Genomic DNA, 18,345 nt, shown 5'->3' with positions numbered 1-18,345 from the left:
GCGAAAAAATAAATTACTTGCAATGTAAAGACGTTCCGCCGGAACGTCTCTACAATATAGCCGAACGTCTCTACAATATAGCCGAACGTCTCTACCTGAAACCAACAGACGTAGCAGTGCTACGTCTCTACATTGTGTATGAAATGGTATTATATGAGATAATATTCAAAGCGCTGCCGTAGTTGTTCAACTGTCAAATTCTGAGTCCAATATTCTACCAAAGCGTGACCAAATGCCCAAGCATTGCGCTCTGGTTCAGCTTTATTTTCCAGCAGTAACGACCACAAAGATAGTAAATCAAAGTTGCGTGAATTAGCGTTGTCAGTACTCAAAAGTGAGAAAAGGTCATAAGCCATTTGCAATTTGCCGATTACTACAGGTAACTGTTCTACGGGAATTTTATCTGTTAGCAGATATGCTAAATTAGGCGATCCGGTTGAGAGGGTGGAAATGAATTGAAGGACGGGACTTTTGAGGAATGCAGTCAGTCCTTGAGTAGTTGCCATTTGAAAGGTATAATGGTCAATGATTTTCGCAGCAGCGACGGTGCGAGCTTCGAGGTTACGCAAAAAGCGAGCAAGACGCACTTGTTTTGCTGGTACGATCGCCTCCAATAATCCCAACGATAGCGCGTCTACACCCCAAGCAACGCGATTTGTTTGCAGATCACTGGTGACGACAGGTAAAATTAAATCGCAGAATTCACCTAAAAGTTCACTACGATATTCCGTAGCATGACGAATCGCAACTTCTTTTGGGCGATCGCCTTCAACCCAATTATAAGGTGGTTCCCACTCCCGAATCGGACGCAAACGATCCACTTGGGTGACAACTCCAATCATCGGTAAGTCGGCAACATCTGCCTTCATATCTGCGATAAAGTCTACATCCATTTGTAGAGATGGATCGAGGGCGGGAGTAACTAACAGCAGTAAATCAGCATTTCTTGCATAATCTAGGACAATATCTCTAAAGTCGGTACGGTTGACTTGTTCATAACCTGGTGTATCCAAAAGCGTCAAAGTTTCCCCGCTTTTGCTTTGCCATTGGTAATTTTGAATGCGATCGGTACTGGGTAACACATCGACTGCGGCAAGTTCGGCTTGAAACAACGTGTTAATCAAGCTGCTTTTTCCCGAACCGGTTCGCCCGACCAAAAGAATATTAACAGGTTTTTGCTCAACTGCGGTGGGGGGTTCAGCAGATTCGAGAATTTCTCGTAAAGTTTGAGTTTTCGTCTTTGGTAGCGTTGGCGTCGGCAAAGCTTCTGAAACTGGGATTGTGCTACCTCCGTAAAGGGCTACAACTCGCTGACATAAGCTTCTCAAGGCAGTTTCCCGCAGCATTTGACTCAAATTGCCCAAAAGTTGTTCAGTTGCGCGATTACTGTAACCTTGACTGGCTTTTTTCGCCACTGCCGCAACTGGGTTTAACAGCCACTGTGCCCAATTAAATACCCGCAAAAGTTTACGCGCAGATGGTTCCAATTTCTGGTAAACTTCATAGGCTTGGTATGCTTGGGCGATTGTCACCTGATTGAGCGCAGGAGATAACTTTTGCATCCAGCGATCTACATCATCCAGGGTTCCCCGAATTAGCGCGTAAGCTTGGGGAACGTAAATGTTGAGTAGGGGATATTTTACCTCCGGATGATAGATTTGGGAAACTGCGACAATTAGATCCTGACATCGTTGCCAAAAGGTTTGCCAATCTTCCCAAATTGGGCGATCGCTTTGAGATGCATTGAGAATTTGTTCCAATATTGCTTCAGTTTTGTCAATGGTGGTTGTATTCTCTGCCACAGATTTCAGTTCTTTATTTACCTCTGTGACAACCGCTTCTATCTGCATTACTTGCGGTTGAGTCCATTTTACTAGTAGAATACGCCAGCCGACAAACACCAGTGTGAACACAGCCCAAATCCAGTTAATCCGCCATTCGTGGATTTGCAAACCTGCGGATACAAGTAAGAAAGTGATGATACAAGCGATCGGTGTTGCTAAAATTACCCATTGCCACAGTTTTAAGCGTATCATTGCTTCATCCCTGCCTTAATTAAAGTTCTTCTACCGCTATTGTGGATAGAATTGCTAAGTAGTTAGACACTTCGACTATGCAAACCACACAAATATTTAATTGCGTTACTTGTCCCTATCCAAATCCTGATGCTTCGCTGCGTTTATTCTGCTTTCCCTACGCAGGAGGTAGTTCTCTGATTTTTCGCTCGTGGTTGACAAGTCTACCTACAACTATCGAAGTTTGTCCCATCGAACTTCCTGGACGGGGATTGCAAATGAGGTTAACTCCTTTCTCACGGTTACAACCGTTGATTACAACTTTAGCTTCTGCCCTCAAACCATATTTAGACAAACCATTTGCTTTCTTCGGTCATAGTCTTGGTGGGTTGGTCAGTTTTGAACTTACTCGTCAACTTCGTAGAGACTACAATCTTAATCCAGTTCACCTATTTGTTTCTGCTAGCCGCGCTCCTCACATCCGCTTACCAAAGCCACCTATTCACGCACTACCAGACGCTGAGTTTATTGAAGAACTGCACCGTCTCAATGGTACACCAGATTCAGTGTTGGAGAATGCCGAATTAATGCAACTGCTTATCCCCATACTACGGGCAGATTTTGCAGTGTTGGAAACTTATGTTTACACCCAAGAACCGCCACTAGAATGTCCAATTACTGTTTTTGGTGGGTTACAAGACGAAGAAGTAAGTCTTGAAGGATTGGAAGCATGGCGATCGCACACCATAGCTTCTTACAATTTACAGATGTTCAACGGGGATCATTTTTTCATCCAATCCGAACAACCACTTTTACTTCAAACCTTAGCACAGCTTTGCCTAAAATCATAGCGTTTTTAAATAGACATAGGAGTGAAAAAAAATGTAGAGACGTAGCACTGCTACGTCTAATCAAGGGTTTTGGGTAACGGATAGTTCATAAGACCTCGCGGTATGCGGGAAACTCAGTCACGAAGAGTGCGCTCGTGGGAAGCGACACGAGCGAATGAGAGTCGCAGTGGTATTTATGTTAAAATTGGATCGTGAGTAAGAACAAAAACATCTACGTTTTGAAGCATCCTAGTATCGGAGAAATCCCGGCTCCCGTGAAACAACGGTTAGGTTTTCTAACGGCAGTATGACAAGAAAGAGCAAATAATGGCAGGTTGTGGAGCGTACCACGTCTTGGCTTAGTGATGGATTCTGAAAGCATTGGAAAAAATAAAAGTAGCTAGAAACCTAAGCTTGACTTAGAGTGACTAGGTAGACGACGTTTGACGGTCGTAGCGAGAGTTTTACTCTGTCTGTAGAATCTCAGTGTCTTTAGACCTGAGAGTGTCAATGTATGGAGATATTTAATGCATTAACAATGCAAGCCGATGCATTCACAATGCAGGGGGTATTGCCTTTCTTTAATTCGCGCTCCTATTGAAATCCTGTACTTAGCTCAACATTAGACATCTGGTAGAAACTAATTATGCGTTGCCCGAAACCCTTGATTAGACGTAGCAGTGCTACGTCTCTACGTCTTTTTTGGAAATGTCTATTGCAATTTTTGCTTGATTCAAAACCTGCTATTGTTTTTGAGTAGCGATCGCCAATTTTGCACCTTTTACCTGACGCACTTTGTCCATTACTGATACTACCTTACCGTGTTCTACACCTTCATCGGCATTAATTACTACTACCGCTTCCGGGTTTGCACCAACTAAACCACGCACTTGTTCAGTCAGCGCATCAATAGTTGTCGGCTTTTTGTTTAAGCTTACCTGTGCTTGCGAATCGATCGTCACAGTGATTCTTGTGGGAACTTGGGATTGTTGAGATGTGGCAGCTTTCGGCAAGTTTACAGGTAAGCCTTCTTGTCGAGTTAAAAACAGCGTTGACATGATAAAAAACGTTAAAATCGCAAATATCACATCAATCATCGGCACAATATTTATTTGTGCTGGAATATCAGGTTCATCTGGTAGTCGCATATGATTTCTCTCCTCGTTCGTAACGACGGCGATAAAGTAGTTCTAATTGTCCGCCATATTCTTGCATAAAGGCGATTTGGCGTTGATACAGTCCTCGAAATGTATTGGCAAACATCAACGTAAAAATAGCTACAACCAATCCTGATGCAGTCGATACGAGCGCTTCACTGATACCTGCTGTGACGCTTCCAGTTTTACTACCACCAACATCGCCGATATTTAAAGAAGCAAAGGAAGTTATTAAGCCTAATACTGTACCAAGCAATCCTAGCAAAGGAGCAAGGGAGATGATTGTCTCAAAGATATTATTAAACCGTTTGAGTACAGGTATTTCTGCTTGAGCCTCACTTTCCAACGCTAAACGAAACTCCTCTGGAGTAGGTTGTTCTAATTCTAAAGCCGAGAGAAACATTCTGGCGATCGGTAAATCTGCATTCTTTCGCAGCTTATCTAGGGCACCCACAACATTATCCAAGCGATATAAATTCAAAATTTCCCGTACTACCCGACTTTGACGTTGATTGATCCGATACCAAAAACGAATCCGTTCGATAATTAAAGCGATCGCAGCCACACTAAAAGCCAATAGGGGAAGCATCACCACGCCCCCAGCGACAAACAGCTCAATTATTCCCATGTTTTGCCCTTAACCAGTATGAATTTACCATTAACATCGACAACTAGTCATAGTATTGAAACTAGTTTTCAACAAACAGTAGAATAGAATCAGTCTTCATGTCAATCCTATTTAATGCTTAATGACATAAGTTTTTATTATTCTTGGCGAGTGAATTATACCAGAAGTGAATAGAAGCTACTGTCTACATGTGTTTTGGCAAAATAATGTCTGACACAGCTAGTGAATAAAACATTTATCTAACTAGTTTACTTTTGCAACCAAAAGTTTTATTGTAGAAAAGCAATAGTGAAAATAAGTAGCAATAGTTTATGAGTTTCTCCAGTATTGCGATCGACCAGCGAGAGAAAGAAATCAAAGCGCTAAAAACTTTCTTAGTTTACAGCACAGTCGGCTCCTTGGTGCTGCACGTCGCGGTACTGGCATCTGGTATTGGTAATTTTTTGACGCGAGCACCAGAACTGGAGAATGAACCGATTGAAATGACTTTTGTTGAGCCGGAAGTTAAGGAAACACCAATAAAGGAAGAAAAAAAGCCCTCACCTGAAGATAATAAATTGGGTGCAGGAGAAATTTTGACATCATCAGGAGGTTCATCTGGGGGAAGTTCATCTCCTCAAATTCAAGCGCAACTTCCCGTAACCGTTCAGGCTTTACCACAAGCACCTGTGCGAGTATCCAAGCCTATTGAAAAGCCAATCGTACCCCAAGCATTTACTCCCGTACAGAAGCAAGTTGAGAGGCAGGAACGGCAATCTGTCACTCCACCACAACCGCAGAAGGAAGATCCAGTAGTTTCCAAGGAACCGCAAAAGCTAGTAAATAATATACCAAAGGAAACAACCTCAGTTCAAAAGCCTGTTGAAAGAACTCAGCCCCAAGAATCACAAAGTTCTACGAAAGTCGCAACTAATAATACTTCCGTACAATCATCGACTAGCACCCAAGAAAGTAGCGAAAACTTGAGAAACACGCTAGGTAATATTAGAGATTCAAGAGCTACTCAACCAGGTTCCGGTAATGGTTCTTCTGATAGTACCGGAGGTGGTGGCAATTCCACCATTGCTTCGGGTTCTGGTACAGGTACGGGAAATGGTAGCGGTACCGGAAGTGGTAGCGGTACCGGAAGTGGTAGCGGTACAGGAAATGGTACTGGTACAGGAAGTGGTAGCGGTACCGGAAGTGGTAGCGGTACAGGAAGTGGTAGCGGTACCGGAAGCGGCAGAGGGGAAATAGCGATCGCACCAACACAACCAAAGATACCAACACAAATAAAAACCCCCCAAGGCAACGGTGGATCTGGAGGCTCTGGGGATGGTCGAGCCGCTTGTAAAGACTGTAAAGTTAAATACTCAGAAGGTGCTAGAAGGCGAAATGCAGAAGGAAGAGTAGAAGTAGCTGTTGATACAGATAAAGATGGTAATGTTACTAATGTGCGGTTGGCTCGTTCCAGTGGCGATCGCGAGTTGGATGAAGAACATCTCAGACAAGCGCAGCAGTGGAAATTAAAACCTGCCCAACAAGGAAGGCAAGGGGTTAATATAGCTACAGAATACTCGATGGCAGGTTCTCGCCGTAACCGAGAAGTGCGAGAAAGGCAGCGACAACGAGAAGAACGAGAAAGACAGCGGCAAGTTGCAGCAGCTTCTTCAGATAACAATAATTCTGGGAATGAAACACCAAGACGCAGAAAAAGAAATCTAGAAGCATCTGTTGGTAACAATACTGATGTATCTGCGTCTTCTGGCAGAAGACAGCGAAATCTGGAATCATCAAGGGAAAGTGCATCTTCTAATCAAGAATCAAGAAGTAGTAGGCTAACTCAACGCTTGCGACGACGTGCAGAAGTTAGTGCATCCAGGAACGAAGATCAAACACCGAGACGACGGGTAAGAAATTCTGAACAAACTTCTATTGGTAGTCGCTTACGTCGTCGCGTACAAAATAATTCAGGAGAAGCTACATCAACACCCCGCAAACGTAGGGAAGTAACTGCTGATGTCAGAACATCAGGAGAACAGCAAGCACCTACTAGAAGAAGGAGACGGGAATTGAATCAATCAAATCAGTCTTCAGATAGTGGTAGTCGTTTGCGTAGTGTGCTGCGTCGCAGTCGGCAACCTGCACCTGCTGCACCTAGTAGTAGTGGAGAGGGTGAATAAAGAAATTTTCAGACGGGGATTTAAACCCCGACTGATACTGAGACTACCCCTTGTTCATGTTGACCAGAAAAAATCACTCCTCCTGCTCAGTATCCCTAGAGGGATAGCGTAAAAACTCTTCCCGTGTCATCCACTGCTGGGCAGTATGTCGGATGTGATAAATCATCACGGTGTCATCCTCAACACAAAACAAAATCCGGTAGCGTTTCATATAAAGTAGACAGCGGATTTCTTCCCCGACTATATCTGCTTCCGGTGCTACCGGACAACGCCGAGGCAGAGAAGCAAGCGTCTCAATCACGTCGAATAAGCCATTGAACCATTTAGCAGCCCTGGCAGGCGAATCTTCCGCGATCCACAGGTACAATCCTTCGGCATCCGCTAACGCTATCGGTTTCAGAAGGCAGAAGGCAGGAGGCAGAAGGCAGAAGGCAACCCACCCTTACTCATAGTGGGATTGAAACAAGGACGTTTTATACCTCGCTGCAAGCAGTCAAGGGTAGAAATCTAAGATTTTCGATAAACATTTACCCCTCTTAAAATAGCCTATTGCCCAACTTTCATTTTTCAAAAGCCTCTGGGGGAACCTTCACCACGGGGATCGGCAGCTCCTTCTAAGGTTCCATCTTGGGTGACAACGATCGCATTACCATTACCCCAAGGAGTAGTTTCCTTAATATTTTGTCCGCGACGCCGTAATTCTTGCACTGTCAAAGCATCCAAACCCCAAGGTTCAGTTCGCAACTCATCGGGAAGCCATTGATGATGTATGCGTGGCACAGAAACAGCTGCACCTGCATCCATGTTGTATTCCAAGACATTGAGAATAACTTGCAGCACTTGGGTAATGATGGTACCACCTCCCGGCGCACCTACCACCATGCGGAGGCGATTATTTTCGGTAATAATTGTCGGAGCCATGCTGGATAAAGGAGTTTTGCGGGGTGCGATCGCGTTCGCTTCATTACCCACCAAACCAAACGCATTTGGTACCCCTGGTGCAGCTGCAAAATCATCCATTTCATCATTCAGCAAAATACCAGTTCCCGACGCCACCACCCCAGAACCAAAACCATAGTTTACCGTAAAAGTCAAGCTAATCGCGTTACGCTGTTCATCCACAACGTTAATGTGGGTAGTTTCCGGAGACTCGTAGCGAAGACGAGGGGATGAGGTGACAGGGTGACAAGGGGATGAGGTGACAGGGTGACAAGGTGACAAGGGGACTAAAAAAGAATTTCTCCCCCTCTCCTTGTCTCCCCCTCTCCTTGTCTCCCCCTCTCCTTGTCCCCCCCTCTCTCCCCATCTCCCCATCTCCCCTGGCTTAACTTCAGTGGAGGGTTTAGCGCGATCCATCGTGATTTGCGCTCGTCGCATTTTGGCGTATGCTGGGCTGATAAGTTGTTGTACAGGCACTTTGACAAAATCGGGATCGCCTAAATATACAGAGCGATCAGCGTAGGCAATTTTCATTGCTTCTGTCATTAAATGTAAAGCATCTGGGTGATGCCATCCCAAAGATTTTAAATCTGTGTCCCCAATAATGTTTAAAATCTCTAATAGGTGAACACCTCCCGATGAAGGTGGTGGCATTGAGCAAATTTTAGAAGAGCGGAAGTTACCGCAAACCGGTGTGCGCCAAATTGGTTTATAAGATTTTAAATCTTCAAGAGTAATTAAACCATTGTTTTTTGCCATATCGGAGGCGATCGCCCGCGCAATATTTCCGGTATAAAAATCTTGGGGATTTTTGGCAATTGCTGATAAAGTGTTTCCTAAGTCGCGTTGTATTAACCTTTCCCCTGGTTGATAAAACTCGCCGTTGCGAGTGAAAATTGCTCGTGCTGCTGGATTAGCGAGAATTGCTTGTTTGCGTTCTTGGTATGCTTGCAGAGAACGCCAAGTAGGTTGTTGACTGAGGATGAAGCCATTCTTTGCTAGAGCGATCGCAGGTTTAACAACTTCTTGCCAAGGTAGTTTACCATAACGACGATGTAATTCATACAATCCCGCTACTGTTCCTGGTGTTGCTACTGCCAAATAACCGTTAATACTGGCATTTGGACGCACCTTACCTTGAGCATCCAAATACATATTTTTGGTAGCTTTTAATGGTGCGCGTTCGCGAAAATCGAGGGCTTTCATCTCCCCAGTTTGCGCTGAATGCATGAGCAAAAATCCGCCACCACCAATTCCTGCTGAAAAAGGTTCTACTACAGAAATAGCAAAAGTTGTGGCAACTGCGGCATCAACTGCGTTACCTTTCTTTTGTAACATTTCTAACCCGGCTTCACTTCCTAAGGGATTAGCCGAAATCACCATTGCCTTTTTGGTGCGTAAAGGTAATGTTACGGTGGCTGATACTATTTGGTTGTTAAATACAATACTGATAAAAAAGATTGCAGATGCTAGTTGTTTATATTTGCTGTTACGCATTTGGATGTAATTTTTTTGATATTTATTAGACTACCGCCTAAGAATGCATTTTATACGTAATTATCTTTAAATGCGATCGCTTGATTATTGGCAGCTTTGACACAAGCGATCGCTTTCATCCGATGAACCTTTCTTGCAGCTCAATGCGATGAATGCAAGTCGGGATATCGCGGAATGTGGGTTATAAATGCTCTCTTACGGTGTTATTGCTGCTTAATTTTGTCTGTTGTCTGAGGTATTGATTTATGATATGGTTCATCTAGAACTTTATTTTGGATAAAATCCTATGCCTAAACACTGTTCCAGTCAAATTGAAGCGAAATCTCTCAACGATAGAATCGCTGCTATCAGAGCAAAAGCAAACGAAATTGGCTTTAATCAGCCAGAATGTACTTCCTCTCCAACTACGATGGTATATCCATTTCATTCCTCTCCAACTACGATGGTATATCCATTTCATTCCTCTCCAACTACGATGGTATATCCATTTCATTCCTCTCCAAACTAGGGTGTATCCATTCAATAGTTTCAGTCAAAACTAATGGATTTTAAGACTAACTTAGTTGTTATTCAGAGTACTCCGCTTTGCAACATAGACTGTAGATATTGCTACTTACCTGACCGTTCTGAAAAGAAGCGTTTATCTATGGAGACTTTACAACGCATAGCGGAGTCATTTTTTGATTCTCCTTACGTTTCAAATGAGGAGATCACATTTTTATGGCACGCTGGTGAACCTCTTGCAGTTCCTCCAGATTTTTATGAAGAAGCCTTTGAAATAGTTAGAAGGGCTAACATCAATAATGCTGAGGTGGTTCACACATTTCAAACAAATGCAACACTGATTAATCAAAAGTGGTGCGACTTAATCAAGAGATGGAATGTTCGTATTGGTGTAAGTGTTGATGGACCTAAATATATTCATGATGCTAACAGAGTAGATAAAGCAGGGAAAGGAACTTTCGATAGTGTCATACGTGGCATTGATATTTTGCACAAGCATGATATACCAATTACTACTATCACAGTTGTGACAAAAAACTCTGTTGAGAAGCCCGATGAATTGTGGCGCTTTTTTGTGAAAAATAATATACGCAGTATTGCTTTCAATCCAGAAGAAGTCGATGGATGTAACAAATTCTCGACGTTGAATGAAGATGATTCAGCAAAAAGGTATAAAGCTTTTCTTGAGCGAATTGCCTTTCTTCGGGATACAGAAAAGCCTGATATGCTTATTAGAGAAGCTGATGCCTTCACAGAAAGGATCACGCAGAGTCATGATTTGGCATACTCTATGCTGAACAATCCATTTTGCACTCTTAGCTTTGATTGCGAAGGAAATGTTTCTACTTTCTGTCCTGAGTTATTAACATCGCGGAATGAGCGATTTGGAGATTTCACTTTCGGCAACGTTTGGAATAGTTCCTTGGAAGATATCTTTAGCCAAAGCCAAAAGTTTCAAAAAATCTACTCAGAAATTGAATTAGGAAAGCAAAAATGTAAAGAAACCTGTGAGTATTTCTCAGTCTGTGGTGGTGGGAATCCATCTAATAAGTTCTCAGAAACCACTAGATTTGATGTAACGGAAACAGAGTATTGTCGTATTGCGGTAAAAGCAACTTGTGATGCGATGCTTAATCATCTAGAGAGAAAGTTAGCTGTTAGTTGAGGTTTTCAACAATTTAAAACGTCTTATAAAGGTTATCAGGCTTACATTAAGCCTCAAACACGTTTTCTTCAACAGCAGTTGACTTTAGAGATCCCTTTGCTGAGATGGCAAGATAAATTCCAACCAAAACTCCAATCAAAGAAACTAAATTGAGAGGTGTCAATTTTTCCGCAAAGATAATCCAACCGAGTAAAGCCGTAATCAATGGATCAATTAAGAGACATACAGCGGCAAAACTGGAAGACACATATTTAAGGCTATAGGTTAAAAGACCATGTCCGAAAACTTGAACAATAATCCCTAAAGCAAGTACAGAAAGCCAAGCCGATTGGGTAACAGGGAAAAAACGCTCTTCTGTCATTAAAATTAATCCGAGAGCTAAGACGGCTCTTAGGAAGCAACTATATAAAAGGATTGTGCTAGCTGAGTATTTATTGCGTAAGGATTCACGAGTTAAAAATCCGCCAGCATATAAAACCGAAGAAAGTAGAGCTAATATATCTCCAGTAAAGTTGCTAGTACTAATAAACCAATCTTCAAACCCAATACAACTGGAAGCTAATATGGCAATAAGCATACCAACCAGAAAGCGATTGTCAAATCGCTGATTTAGCAACAACCAACCGCCTAGAGTTGTAAAAAGAGGAGTCATGTTGTGCAACAAATTGGCATTGGCTACACTTGTTTGGGTGAGTGAAATAGCCCACAAGGATATACAACCAAAACTCATTAGAGATTCTGTTGCAAAAAAAATTATATCATTAAACGTAACATCCTCTGATGGTTTGTCCTCTGGCTCAGTTTTGCGAGCAAATACGAACTTGCTGCTTTGCCATAAACTTAACGTAACCGCAGCAATCCAATATCGGTTAAATACAGTTGCGCCCGGTCTAAGGTCAAATTCAGTCAGCCTGATTAGGATAGCAGCAAATGAAAGGATAATGGTAGCCGTTAGTAGTGCCAAGTAAGGCAGCAACAAAGACGTTTTGTTGATGGGAATCGCTGCCTGATCGGGTACTGTATTCATTTGAGATCCTTCTAGAAATAAAATATTTTGTTCGTTTAGATCCGCTCGGTTAAACTTACCCAAAACTACCTAAATCTAGACTTAACTGGACAAAAGTAGTTTTGGTGTTAACTTCCTGTTTTATCGCGGTCTTAGAATGACTTCTAAGAGGTTTATCCGCTCCGCAGGCAATCTCGGTAGAGCTTACCGTTTCTGACCGTTCAGGGACGTGAATATCCTCAAACCATCGGTCTATAATAGCTAGGACTTACGCATTTTGACGAAAAACTGTCATTTTGAACGGAGCGCAAGCGTAGTGAAGAATCTTTGAGATACTTCACTAGACTTCGTTTCGCTCAGTATGACAAAAATATTTTGCGTAAGTACTGTGTAGCATTTGTTAATAGCCGTTGAACGAAGGCGATCGCTCAATCTAATATAATTGGCAAGGTGAGGGTAAACGCTGTTTGACTGTTCGATGTTGAGTCAAGGGTGAGGTCGCCATGATGTGCGCGGGCAGTTTCACGAGCTAGGCTGAGTCCCAAGTAGAATTTTTAAATGCATAACGAGTCGATGCATTAACATAACGAGTCGATGCATTAACATAACGAGTCGATGCATTAACATAACGAGTCGATGCATTGGCATAACGACTTAGGCAAAAATCTCTGCAACACTTATTCCTTCTCCTGTCGGAGACGCCTTCATGGGAACGCGGTTTGTTATTATTTGACACTCTGCGGTCTAAAGACACGCAGATTCTCTAAGACTCGCTTAAAAGGGATAGTCAAATATCCCCCTACACGCTCAAAACAACTACCAGTACTATCGGTATTGTAATTGCGCTTACTTTTTATTTTCTCCGCGATCCTACGTCCACCACAACGCCAGTTCGGTACGCTCCATGTTTTCCCATTACAAGAAAGGCAGAAGTTCGAGGGCAGAAGGCACTTATGTTAGGAGTATCAATTAAAACTTACTTTGTGGGTTTAAAGCCCAGTTTAAACAAATAATTATACCGAGACTGCTTGCAGCGAGGTATAAAACGTCCTTGTTTCAATCCCACTATGAGTAAGGGTGGGTTGCCTTCTGCCTTCTGCCTCCTGCCTTCTGCCTTCTGAATTGTTTACCCAGAGTCGCACTCGTAGTGCGGGTGCGAGGTAAATCAGGGGTCACTCCTCACAAAACACTTCAACGCGTAGATGGTTATTCTTACTCACACTTCAATTTTATCATTTTTCACGGTGGTTAAAACCACCCGTGGCGTGTTTCCTCCACGCATCTGTTGCCAAGTGGCGCATCCTCTCGACCCGCGAGTTTTTTGTGAAAGAGTGCGTCAGTCATAGGCATAACGAGTCATTGAAGGCGATCGCCCATTTAAATAGTCCTGAAACCCCTATTATTACGTTATTTATTGAAAGTTTGCGATCAAGCTGAAAATGTAGAGAGCAAAATTCGTGACTAAGGTCATGGATGAGTTTAGAACTTCCGATACATATGATTGTTTAAGTTAATTTTATATGATGAATACCAAAAGTATTCATGCAAAAGCAAAAACAACAACTACAAAAAATGTGTGAGGGTATGCAGTCTTGATGAAAACACTACAGATTAAAAAACCTTAATACAAAATTATCATACTATAGTTAATTTAAGTTTTTACAACAATGTCTCTCGGTAGCCGTTACTTATACACCGGAAATTAAAAATGAAATTAGACACATCGCAGTCAGTAGATCCCACGCATTTTTTACCAGAAGAAAAGAAAGAGAAAAAGAAAAAGGGCAGAATTAACTGGATACCTTGGCTAGTTGTATTTAGTCTTTTTGGGGGGGGTGGTTACGTAGTTTATAACCAGCTGGTCGTTGTTCAGAAACAAGAAGCACAGCGAAAAGTTTTGACACAACCTGTATCTCGTCAAAATTTAACTATTAGGATTTCGGCGAACGGAACTGTTAAACCCGAAAAGTCGATTAACGTCAGTCCTAAACAATCAGGCATACTAAAAAAACTGTTGGTGAAGGAAGGCGATACAGTTAAAGAGGGTCAGGTACTTGCGAATATGGATGATTCAAATTTGCAAGGACAACTCACCCAAGCCAGAGGGCAAATAGCACAACAAGAGGCAAATTTACAAAAAGCGATCGCTGGTAATCGTCCTCAAGATATTGCTTCAGCCCAAGCATCATTAGACGAAGCTCAAGCAAATTTGCAAAAGGCACAAGCAGGTAATCGTTCTCAAGATATTGCATCTGCCCAAGCATCATTAGACGAAGCTCAAGCAAATTTGCAAAAGATACAAACAGGTAATCGTTCTCAAGATATTGGTCAAGCACAGGCACGTTTACAAAGCGCTCAAGCCACTTTAAGTAAAGCCGAAGATAATTTACGCCGCAATCAGCAACTTTACACTTCCGGAGCCATTTCTCTTCAAACTGTAAACCAAAGCCGTGCAGATCGTGACAGTGCCCAAGGTCAAGTAAATGAGGCACAGCAAGCATTAGGATTGCAAAAAGCCGGTTCGCGTCCAGAAGATATTCAACAAGCGCAAGCTGTAGTCAGGCAGAGACAGCAAGCTCTAGCACTTTTGAAAGCCGGTTCGCGTCCAGAAGATATTCAGCAAGCACAAGCTGTAGTTAGGCAGAGACAGCAAGCTCTAGCACTTTTGAAAGCGGGAACCCGCTCAGAAGATATTGACCAAGCACGCGCTCAGGTGGCTTCCGCTCGCGGTTCCCTGCAAACAATTCAAACTCAAATCAATGACACCGTACTTCGCGCCCCTTTTGATGGTGTTATAACTCAAAAGTATGCTGACCCAGGCGCTTTTGTGACACCAACTACTTCAGGTAGTGCTGTAAGTAGTGCAACATCTTCTTCAATCGTATCCTTGGCTTCGACAAATCAGATTGTAGCAAACATCGCGGAAGTAAATATTGCTAAAATCCGCCTTGGTCAGAAAGTCACAATTACGGCAGATGCCTATCCAGGAAAAACCTTTGAAGGTAAAGTCAGTCAAATTGCTGCTCAAGCGATCGTAGAGCAAAATGTTACCAGCTTTCAAGTGAAGGTAGCCATTGTCTCAGATGCCGAAAAGCTCTTGCGGTCTGGGATGAATGTAACAACAGATTTCCAAGTGGGTCAATTGGAAAATGTGCTTGTAGTGCCAACAGCAGCAGTTGTGCGCCGGGAAAAATCTACAGGTGTGTTTGTACCAGGAGAAGATAATAAACCTGTATTTACTCGCATTCAGACTGGCGTTACAGTAGATAAATATACTGAAGTTAAATCTGGATTGAAAGGAAACGAAAGGGTATTACTCAGCTTTCCCCCAGGATCGCGACCGCAATCAACACCGCGAGGCGGAATTCTTCCTGGTGTGGGAGGTGGTGGTGGCGGTGGTCGAGGTGGCGGCGGTCGAGGTGGTCCGCGTTAAAAATTTAGTTATAAATATGACAATATGCTTAAGGTTTTTTCTAAACAGAAAAGGAGCTCTACTGTCTCACTGCTAGAAATATTGACAATGGCGGTGGAGACACTTTGGAGTAACAAATTACGCACAGGATTAACGATGCTGGGGGTAATTATTGGGATTTCCTCAGTAATTGCCATTACATCTGTTGGGCAGGGTGTACAAAAAGGAACCGAGCAACAGATACAAGCTTTGGGTCCAGATGTGCTTTCGGTGTTTTCTGGTGCAGCTAGAAGCGGAAATATCCGTCAAGGAATTGGTTCTAGTAGTACATTAACTTGGGATGATGCGAAAGCGATCGCCCAACAAGCACCATCTGCCCAAATTGTCTCTGCCTACCTCCAACGAAATGCACAAATTGTTTATGCAGGTCAGAACAGCTCAACACCAATTTATGGTACAGATTTAAATTACCCCCAAGTTAGAGATATCCAAATCCAAAATGGGAGATTTTTTAATCAAGAAGAATTAGATACAGCGAGAGAAGTTGCTGTTATTGGACCGACGGTTGAAAGTACTTTATTTAACGATGGTAGCGATCCCATAGGTAAGAGAATCCGAATTCAAGGAGAAGCTTATGAAGTGATTGGGGTCACGCAGTCTAAAGGTTCTCAAGGAGGGATGGATCGAGATGATTTAGTTTTTCTACCTCTTAGTAGTATGTCAGCAAGACTAGTTGGTAACAATGCTTTATCTGGTGTTTCTGTAAATGCAATTTTAATTAAAGCTGGAAATCAAGAACAGTTAGAGGCTGTTCAGTTTCAAGTTACAAATCTATTACGTTTGCGTCACAATATCTATCCACCGCAAGCTGATGATTTTCGGATTACTAACCAAGCTGATATTATTAGCACCTTTACAAATATTGTCGGTTTATTTACAGTAATGGTGGTAGCGATCGCTGGCATTTCATTAGTCGTTGGCGGAATAGGAATTGCCAATATTATGTTGGTTTCTGTTGTCGAAAGAACGCGGGAAATTGGAGTTCGCAAAGCAGTAGGGGCGACAAATTCAGCTATTCTCAATCAATTTTTAGCGGAAGCGATCGTAATTTCTACAGCTGGCGGAGGTATTGGTATCGGAAGTGGTATTTTGATTGCTTTGGTGGCAGCAACTGTTTTCAAGTTTCCATTTGTGGTTTCTTTCTGGTCAGTAATTGTCGGGTTTGGACTTTCGTTAAGTGTTGGTTTACTCGCGGGGGTAATTCCCGCACGGAATGCTTCTAAATTAGATCCAATTACCGCTTTAAGAAGTGATTAATATTAAATGTTGGTTGATAGTTGATAGTTGATAGTTGTTAAGAGTAAGGAGTGAACTAACAACCAACAATTAACAACCAACAACCAACAACTATCAACCAACAACTAACAACTTTAAATCAATATGCCAACAATGATTTGGATGGAATCGATTACGAAAACTTACCATTTAGGAGAAGTTAGTGTTCCCATACTTAAGGGAATTCAACTCTCTATAGAAGAAGGTGAATATGTCTCGATTATGGGTGCGTCAGGTTCGGGTAAATCTACGCTGATGAATATTGTCGGTTGTTTGGATCGTCCGACAACTGGAAACTATATTTTTGAAGGTAGAAACCTGACTACTTTTGATGATGATGAATTAGCGTATATTCGCAACCAAAGAATCGGTTTTGTTTTCCAACAATTTAACCTTCTAGCGCGTGCAACTGCTTTAGATAATGTTATGTTACCAATGGTTTATGCGAACCTGCCAAAGCCACAACGCCGTAAAAGGGCATTAGAAGCTTTGAGAAAGGTGGGATTAGGCGATCGCATTTCCAACCGTCCCAGCCAACTTTCTGGGGGACAACAACAACGAGTAGCGATCGCGCGTGCTTTAGTTAATAAACCTGCATTAGTTTTAGCAGATGAACCAACGGGAGCTTTAGATACTGAAACTTCTTATGAGGTGATGAATTTGTTAACAGAACTTAATGAGCAAGGGATCACAATTGTGATTGTGACTCATGAACCAGATATCGCGGCTCAAACCAAAAGGATTATTCGAGTTCAGGATGGTTTAATTGTAAGTTAGTTTTTTAACCTAAAATAAACATTTCTGTAGCAAGCGCAGAAAACGCTCTCTGCGCTTACTACTAGACATCGACGGAAGTTAAATATGCGTTATCCAAAACCCCTAGAGACGTTCCACCGGAACGTCTCTACATTGTTTCTATGTCTATTTAAGAACCTTTGCTGACAAATACAAATCCCCGTGTCTTGCCTGACTCAGAATCAGTGGTTGACATTGCCTTCCACAAATCTGCTGTTTTGACCCACACAGGGGGATATTTGTAACGCGAAACATCCAAGATTAAAAATCTATCTGTCTGCTCATTGTACGCCGCCAAGGGTGAGATATGTCCGCCTTTTTCTTGCCCAATTTCTTTGCGTAAATAGTTAATTAAAATGAAATTTCCCGGCTGTTTTAAATTCTCTGCTGCTAAAGAACGAAACTTTTCTAAACTACTGTCAGCAGCATGATAAACATTAACTTTTACACCATAACTTGCCAATAATCCACCAATTTGGTTTAAAGTCATCCCTTTACGAGAGACAACCTCAGCAGTAATCACTTCTTTAGTTTTTTCATTGCTGAAAAAGTTCTCTTGAGTAAACACTCGATAAGGCTTATATTGTGGTGCTTCTGGTGCAGGGATTCCTAAACTATTTAACACCATAACAATACTAGCTACCCCACAATAGGTTTGATTATTTTGAGTAATAAACTGCGTACTGAGGGGAAAAAAATCTTCTCTAGATTTACTATCAATTAATAACTTTTCTCCTTCATCTGAATTGAAGCCAATCAAATTAGGAGAAAGAGGTAAAGTTTGAGAAAGAACACTTCCACTCGCGACACAAAACCAAACAATACCAGCTTGAACAGATGTTTTGATAACTTCGCGTAAATTACTATTCATAAATTACCGTCTGAAAAAAATTAATTTCG

General features: G+C 42.2%; 15 protein-coding genes. 8 read left to right on the top strand and 7 right to left on the bottom strand.

Features of this window, described 5'->3' with window-relative positions; genetic code table 11:
• The first annotated feature begins 17 nt into the window (after positions 1-17).
• Positions 18-182 (top strand): hypothetical protein, encoded by a 165-nt coding sequence (locus TOL9009_RS47930; protein WP_186227677.1) that lies wholly within the window; start codon positions 18-20, stop codon positions 180-182.
• Here TOL9009_RS47930 and TOL9009_RS0129520 read toward each other — a convergent pair.
• On the bottom strand, positions 150-2,036 hold the full coding sequence (locus TOL9009_RS0129520) for a GTPase family protein (protein WP_029636999.1): 1,887 nt from the start codon (positions 2,034-2,036) through the stop codon (positions 150-152). The genes TOL9009_RS47930 and TOL9009_RS0129520 overlap by 33 nt on opposite strands.
• A 77-nt stretch (positions 2,037-2,113) precedes the next feature.
• On the opposite strand from TOL9009_RS0129520, the gene TOL9009_RS0129515 reads away from it, so the two are divergent.
• Positions 2,114-2,866, top strand: coding sequence for a thioesterase II family protein (locus TOL9009_RS0129515; protein WP_029636997.1), 753 nt, complete (start codon positions 2,114-2,116; stop codon positions 2,864-2,866).
• Between the two features lie 722 nt (positions 2,867-3,588).
• On the opposite strand, the gene TOL9009_RS0129510 is transcribed toward TOL9009_RS0129515, so the two are convergent.
• Positions 3,589-3,993 (bottom strand): ExbD/TolR family protein, encoded by a 405-nt coding sequence (locus TOL9009_RS0129510; protein ID WP_029636995.1) that lies wholly within the window; start codon positions 3,991-3,993, stop codon positions 3,589-3,591.
• Positions 3,977-4,630 (bottom strand): MotA/TolQ/ExbB proton channel family protein, encoded by a 654-nt coding sequence (locus tag TOL9009_RS0129505; protein ID WP_029636993.1) that lies wholly within the window; start codon positions 4,628-4,630, stop codon positions 3,977-3,979. The genes TOL9009_RS0129510 and TOL9009_RS0129505 overlap by 17 nt, the downstream gene beginning before the upstream one ends.
• 311 nt (positions 4,631-4,941) lie before the next feature.
• Between TOL9009_RS0129505 and TOL9009_RS0129500 the strand changes: the two genes are divergently transcribed.
• Entirely contained in the window at positions 4,942-6,792 is a 1,851-nt protein-coding gene (locus tag TOL9009_RS0129500) for a TonB family protein (protein WP_029636991.1), read from the top strand.
• A gap of 73 nt (positions 6,793-6,865) precedes the next feature.
• Here the strand turns inward: TOL9009_RS0129500 and TOL9009_RS40890 are convergent, their stop codons facing one another.
• Both TOL9009_RS40890 and ggt read right to left on the bottom strand, forming a co-directional pair.
• Positions 6,866-7,183 (bottom strand): type II toxin-antitoxin system RelE/ParE family toxin, encoded by a 318-nt coding sequence (locus TOL9009_RS40890; protein WP_260675991.1) that lies wholly within the window; start codon positions 7,181-7,183, stop codon positions 6,866-6,868.
• A 176-nt stretch (positions 7,184-7,359) separates the two neighbouring features.
• Positions 7,360-9,228, bottom strand: a complete 1,869-nt coding sequence (gene ggt / locus TOL9009_RS0129490; RefSeq protein WP_029636990.1) for a gamma-glutamyltransferase — start codon at positions 9,226-9,228, stop codon at positions 7,360-7,362.
• A gap of 286 nt (positions 9,229-9,514) precedes the next feature.
• Here ggt and TOL9009_RS46355 point away from each other — a divergent pair, with 286 nt between their 5' ends.
• Together TOL9009_RS46355 and grrM are read left to right on the top strand one after the other, a co-directional pair.
• A complete protein-coding gene (locus TOL9009_RS46355) occupies positions 9,515-9,736 on the top strand; it encodes a hypothetical protein (RefSeq protein WP_144238369.1) in 222 nt (73 codons plus the stop codon).
• A gap of 33 nt (positions 9,737-9,769) precedes the next feature.
• Complete coding sequence (gene grrM / locus TOL9009_RS0129485; RefSeq protein WP_029636989.1) at positions 9,770-10,897, top strand: cyclophane-forming radical SAM/SPASM peptide maturase GrrM/OscB; 1,128 nt, start codon at positions 9,770-9,772, stop codon at positions 10,895-10,897.
• Positions 10,898-10,943: 46 nt separating this feature from the next.
• Here grrM and TOL9009_RS0129480 read toward each other — a convergent pair whose 3' ends face one another.
• Complete coding sequence (locus TOL9009_RS0129480) at positions 10,944-11,987, bottom strand: DMT family transporter (RefSeq protein WP_051503064.1); 1,044 nt, start codon at positions 11,985-11,987, stop codon at positions 10,944-10,946.
• 1,624 nt (positions 11,988-13,611) lie between these two features.
• On the opposite strand from TOL9009_RS0129480, the gene TOL9009_RS0129475 reads away from it, so the two are divergent.
• The 3 genes from TOL9009_RS0129475 (at position 13,612) to TOL9009_RS0129465 (ending at position 17,427) form a co-directional block, all read left to right on the top strand.
• A complete protein-coding gene (locus tag TOL9009_RS0129475; protein WP_029636985.1) occupies positions 13,612-15,336 on the top strand; it encodes an efflux RND transporter periplasmic adaptor subunit in 1,725 nt (574 codons plus the stop codon).
• Between the two features lie 24 nt (positions 15,337-15,360).
• Positions 15,361-16,632, top strand: a complete 1,272-nt coding sequence (locus TOL9009_RS0129470) for an ABC transporter permease (RefSeq protein WP_029636983.1) — start codon at positions 15,361-15,363, stop codon at positions 16,630-16,632.
• Between the two features lie 123 nt (positions 16,633-16,755).
• Positions 16,756-17,427: an ABC transporter ATP-binding protein gene (locus tag TOL9009_RS0129465; RefSeq protein ID WP_029636982.1), complete on the top strand. Its 672-nt coding sequence runs from the start codon at positions 16,756-16,758 to the stop codon at positions 17,425-17,427.
• A 148-nt stretch (positions 17,428-17,575) separates the two neighbouring features.
• Here the strand turns inward: TOL9009_RS0129465 and TOL9009_RS0129460 are convergent, their stop codons facing one another.
• Positions 17,576-18,316 (bottom strand): phytochelatin synthase family protein, encoded by a 741-nt coding sequence (locus tag TOL9009_RS0129460; RefSeq protein ID WP_029636980.1) that lies wholly within the window; start codon positions 18,314-18,316, stop codon positions 17,576-17,578.
• Positions 18,317-18,345: the final 29 nt, after the last annotated feature.

It is taken from the genome of [Scytonema hofmanni] UTEX 2349 (assembly GCF_000582685.1).
Classification (GTDB): Bacteria; Cyanobacteriota; Cyanobacteriia; order Cyanobacteriales; family Nostocaceae; genus Hassallia; species Hassallia hofmanni.
The sequence above is the reverse complement of the archived record's forward strand: the minus strand, read 5'-3'. Positions and strand labels throughout refer to the sequence as shown.

What these genes read in the sequence shown, in the direction of transcription:
- TOL9009_RS0129520 (WP_029636999.1), bottom strand. Translation starts at nt 2,036, where the DNA reads ATGATACGCTTAAAACTGTGGCAATGGGTAATTTTAGCAACACCGATC.
- TOL9009_RS0129515 (WP_029636997.1), top strand. Translation starts at nt 2,114, where the DNA reads ATGCAAACCACACAAATATTTAATTGCGTTACTTGTCCCTATCCAAAT.
- TOL9009_RS0129510 (WP_029636995.1), bottom strand. Translation starts at nt 3,993, where the DNA reads ATGCGACTACCAGATGAACCTGATATTCCAGCACAAATAAATATTGTG.
- TOL9009_RS0129505 (WP_029636993.1), bottom strand. Translation starts at nt 4,630, where the DNA reads ATGGGAATAATTGAGCTGTTTGTCGCTGGGGGCGTGGTGATGCTTCCC.
- TOL9009_RS0129500 (WP_029636991.1), top strand. Translation starts at nt 4,942, where the DNA reads ATGAGTTTCTCCAGTATTGCGATCGACCAGCGAGAGAAAGAAATCAAA.
- ggt (WP_029636990.1), bottom strand. Translation starts at nt 9,228, where the DNA reads ATGCGTAACAGCAAATATAAACAACTAGCATCTGCAATCTTTTTTATC.
- TOL9009_RS46355 (WP_144238369.1), top strand. Translation starts at nt 9,515, where the DNA reads ATGCCTAAACACTGTTCCAGTCAAATTGAAGCGAAATCTCTCAACGAT.
- grrM (WP_029636989.1), top strand. Translation starts at nt 9,770, where the DNA reads ATGGATTTTAAGACTAACTTAGTTGTTATTCAGAGTACTCCGCTTTGC.
- TOL9009_RS0129475 (WP_029636985.1), top strand. Translation starts at nt 13,612, where the DNA reads ATGAAATTAGACACATCGCAGTCAGTAGATCCCACGCATTTTTTACCA.
- TOL9009_RS0129470 (WP_029636983.1), top strand. Translation starts at nt 15,361, where the DNA reads ATGCTTAAGGTTTTTTCTAAACAGAAAAGGAGCTCTACTGTCTCACTG.
- TOL9009_RS0129465 (WP_029636982.1), top strand. Translation starts at nt 16,756, where the DNA reads ATGCCAACAATGATTTGGATGGAATCGATTACGAAAACTTACCATTTA.
- TOL9009_RS0129460 (WP_029636980.1), bottom strand. Translation starts at nt 18,316, where the DNA reads ATGAATAGTAATTTACGCGAAGTTATCAAAACATCTGTTCAAGCTGGT.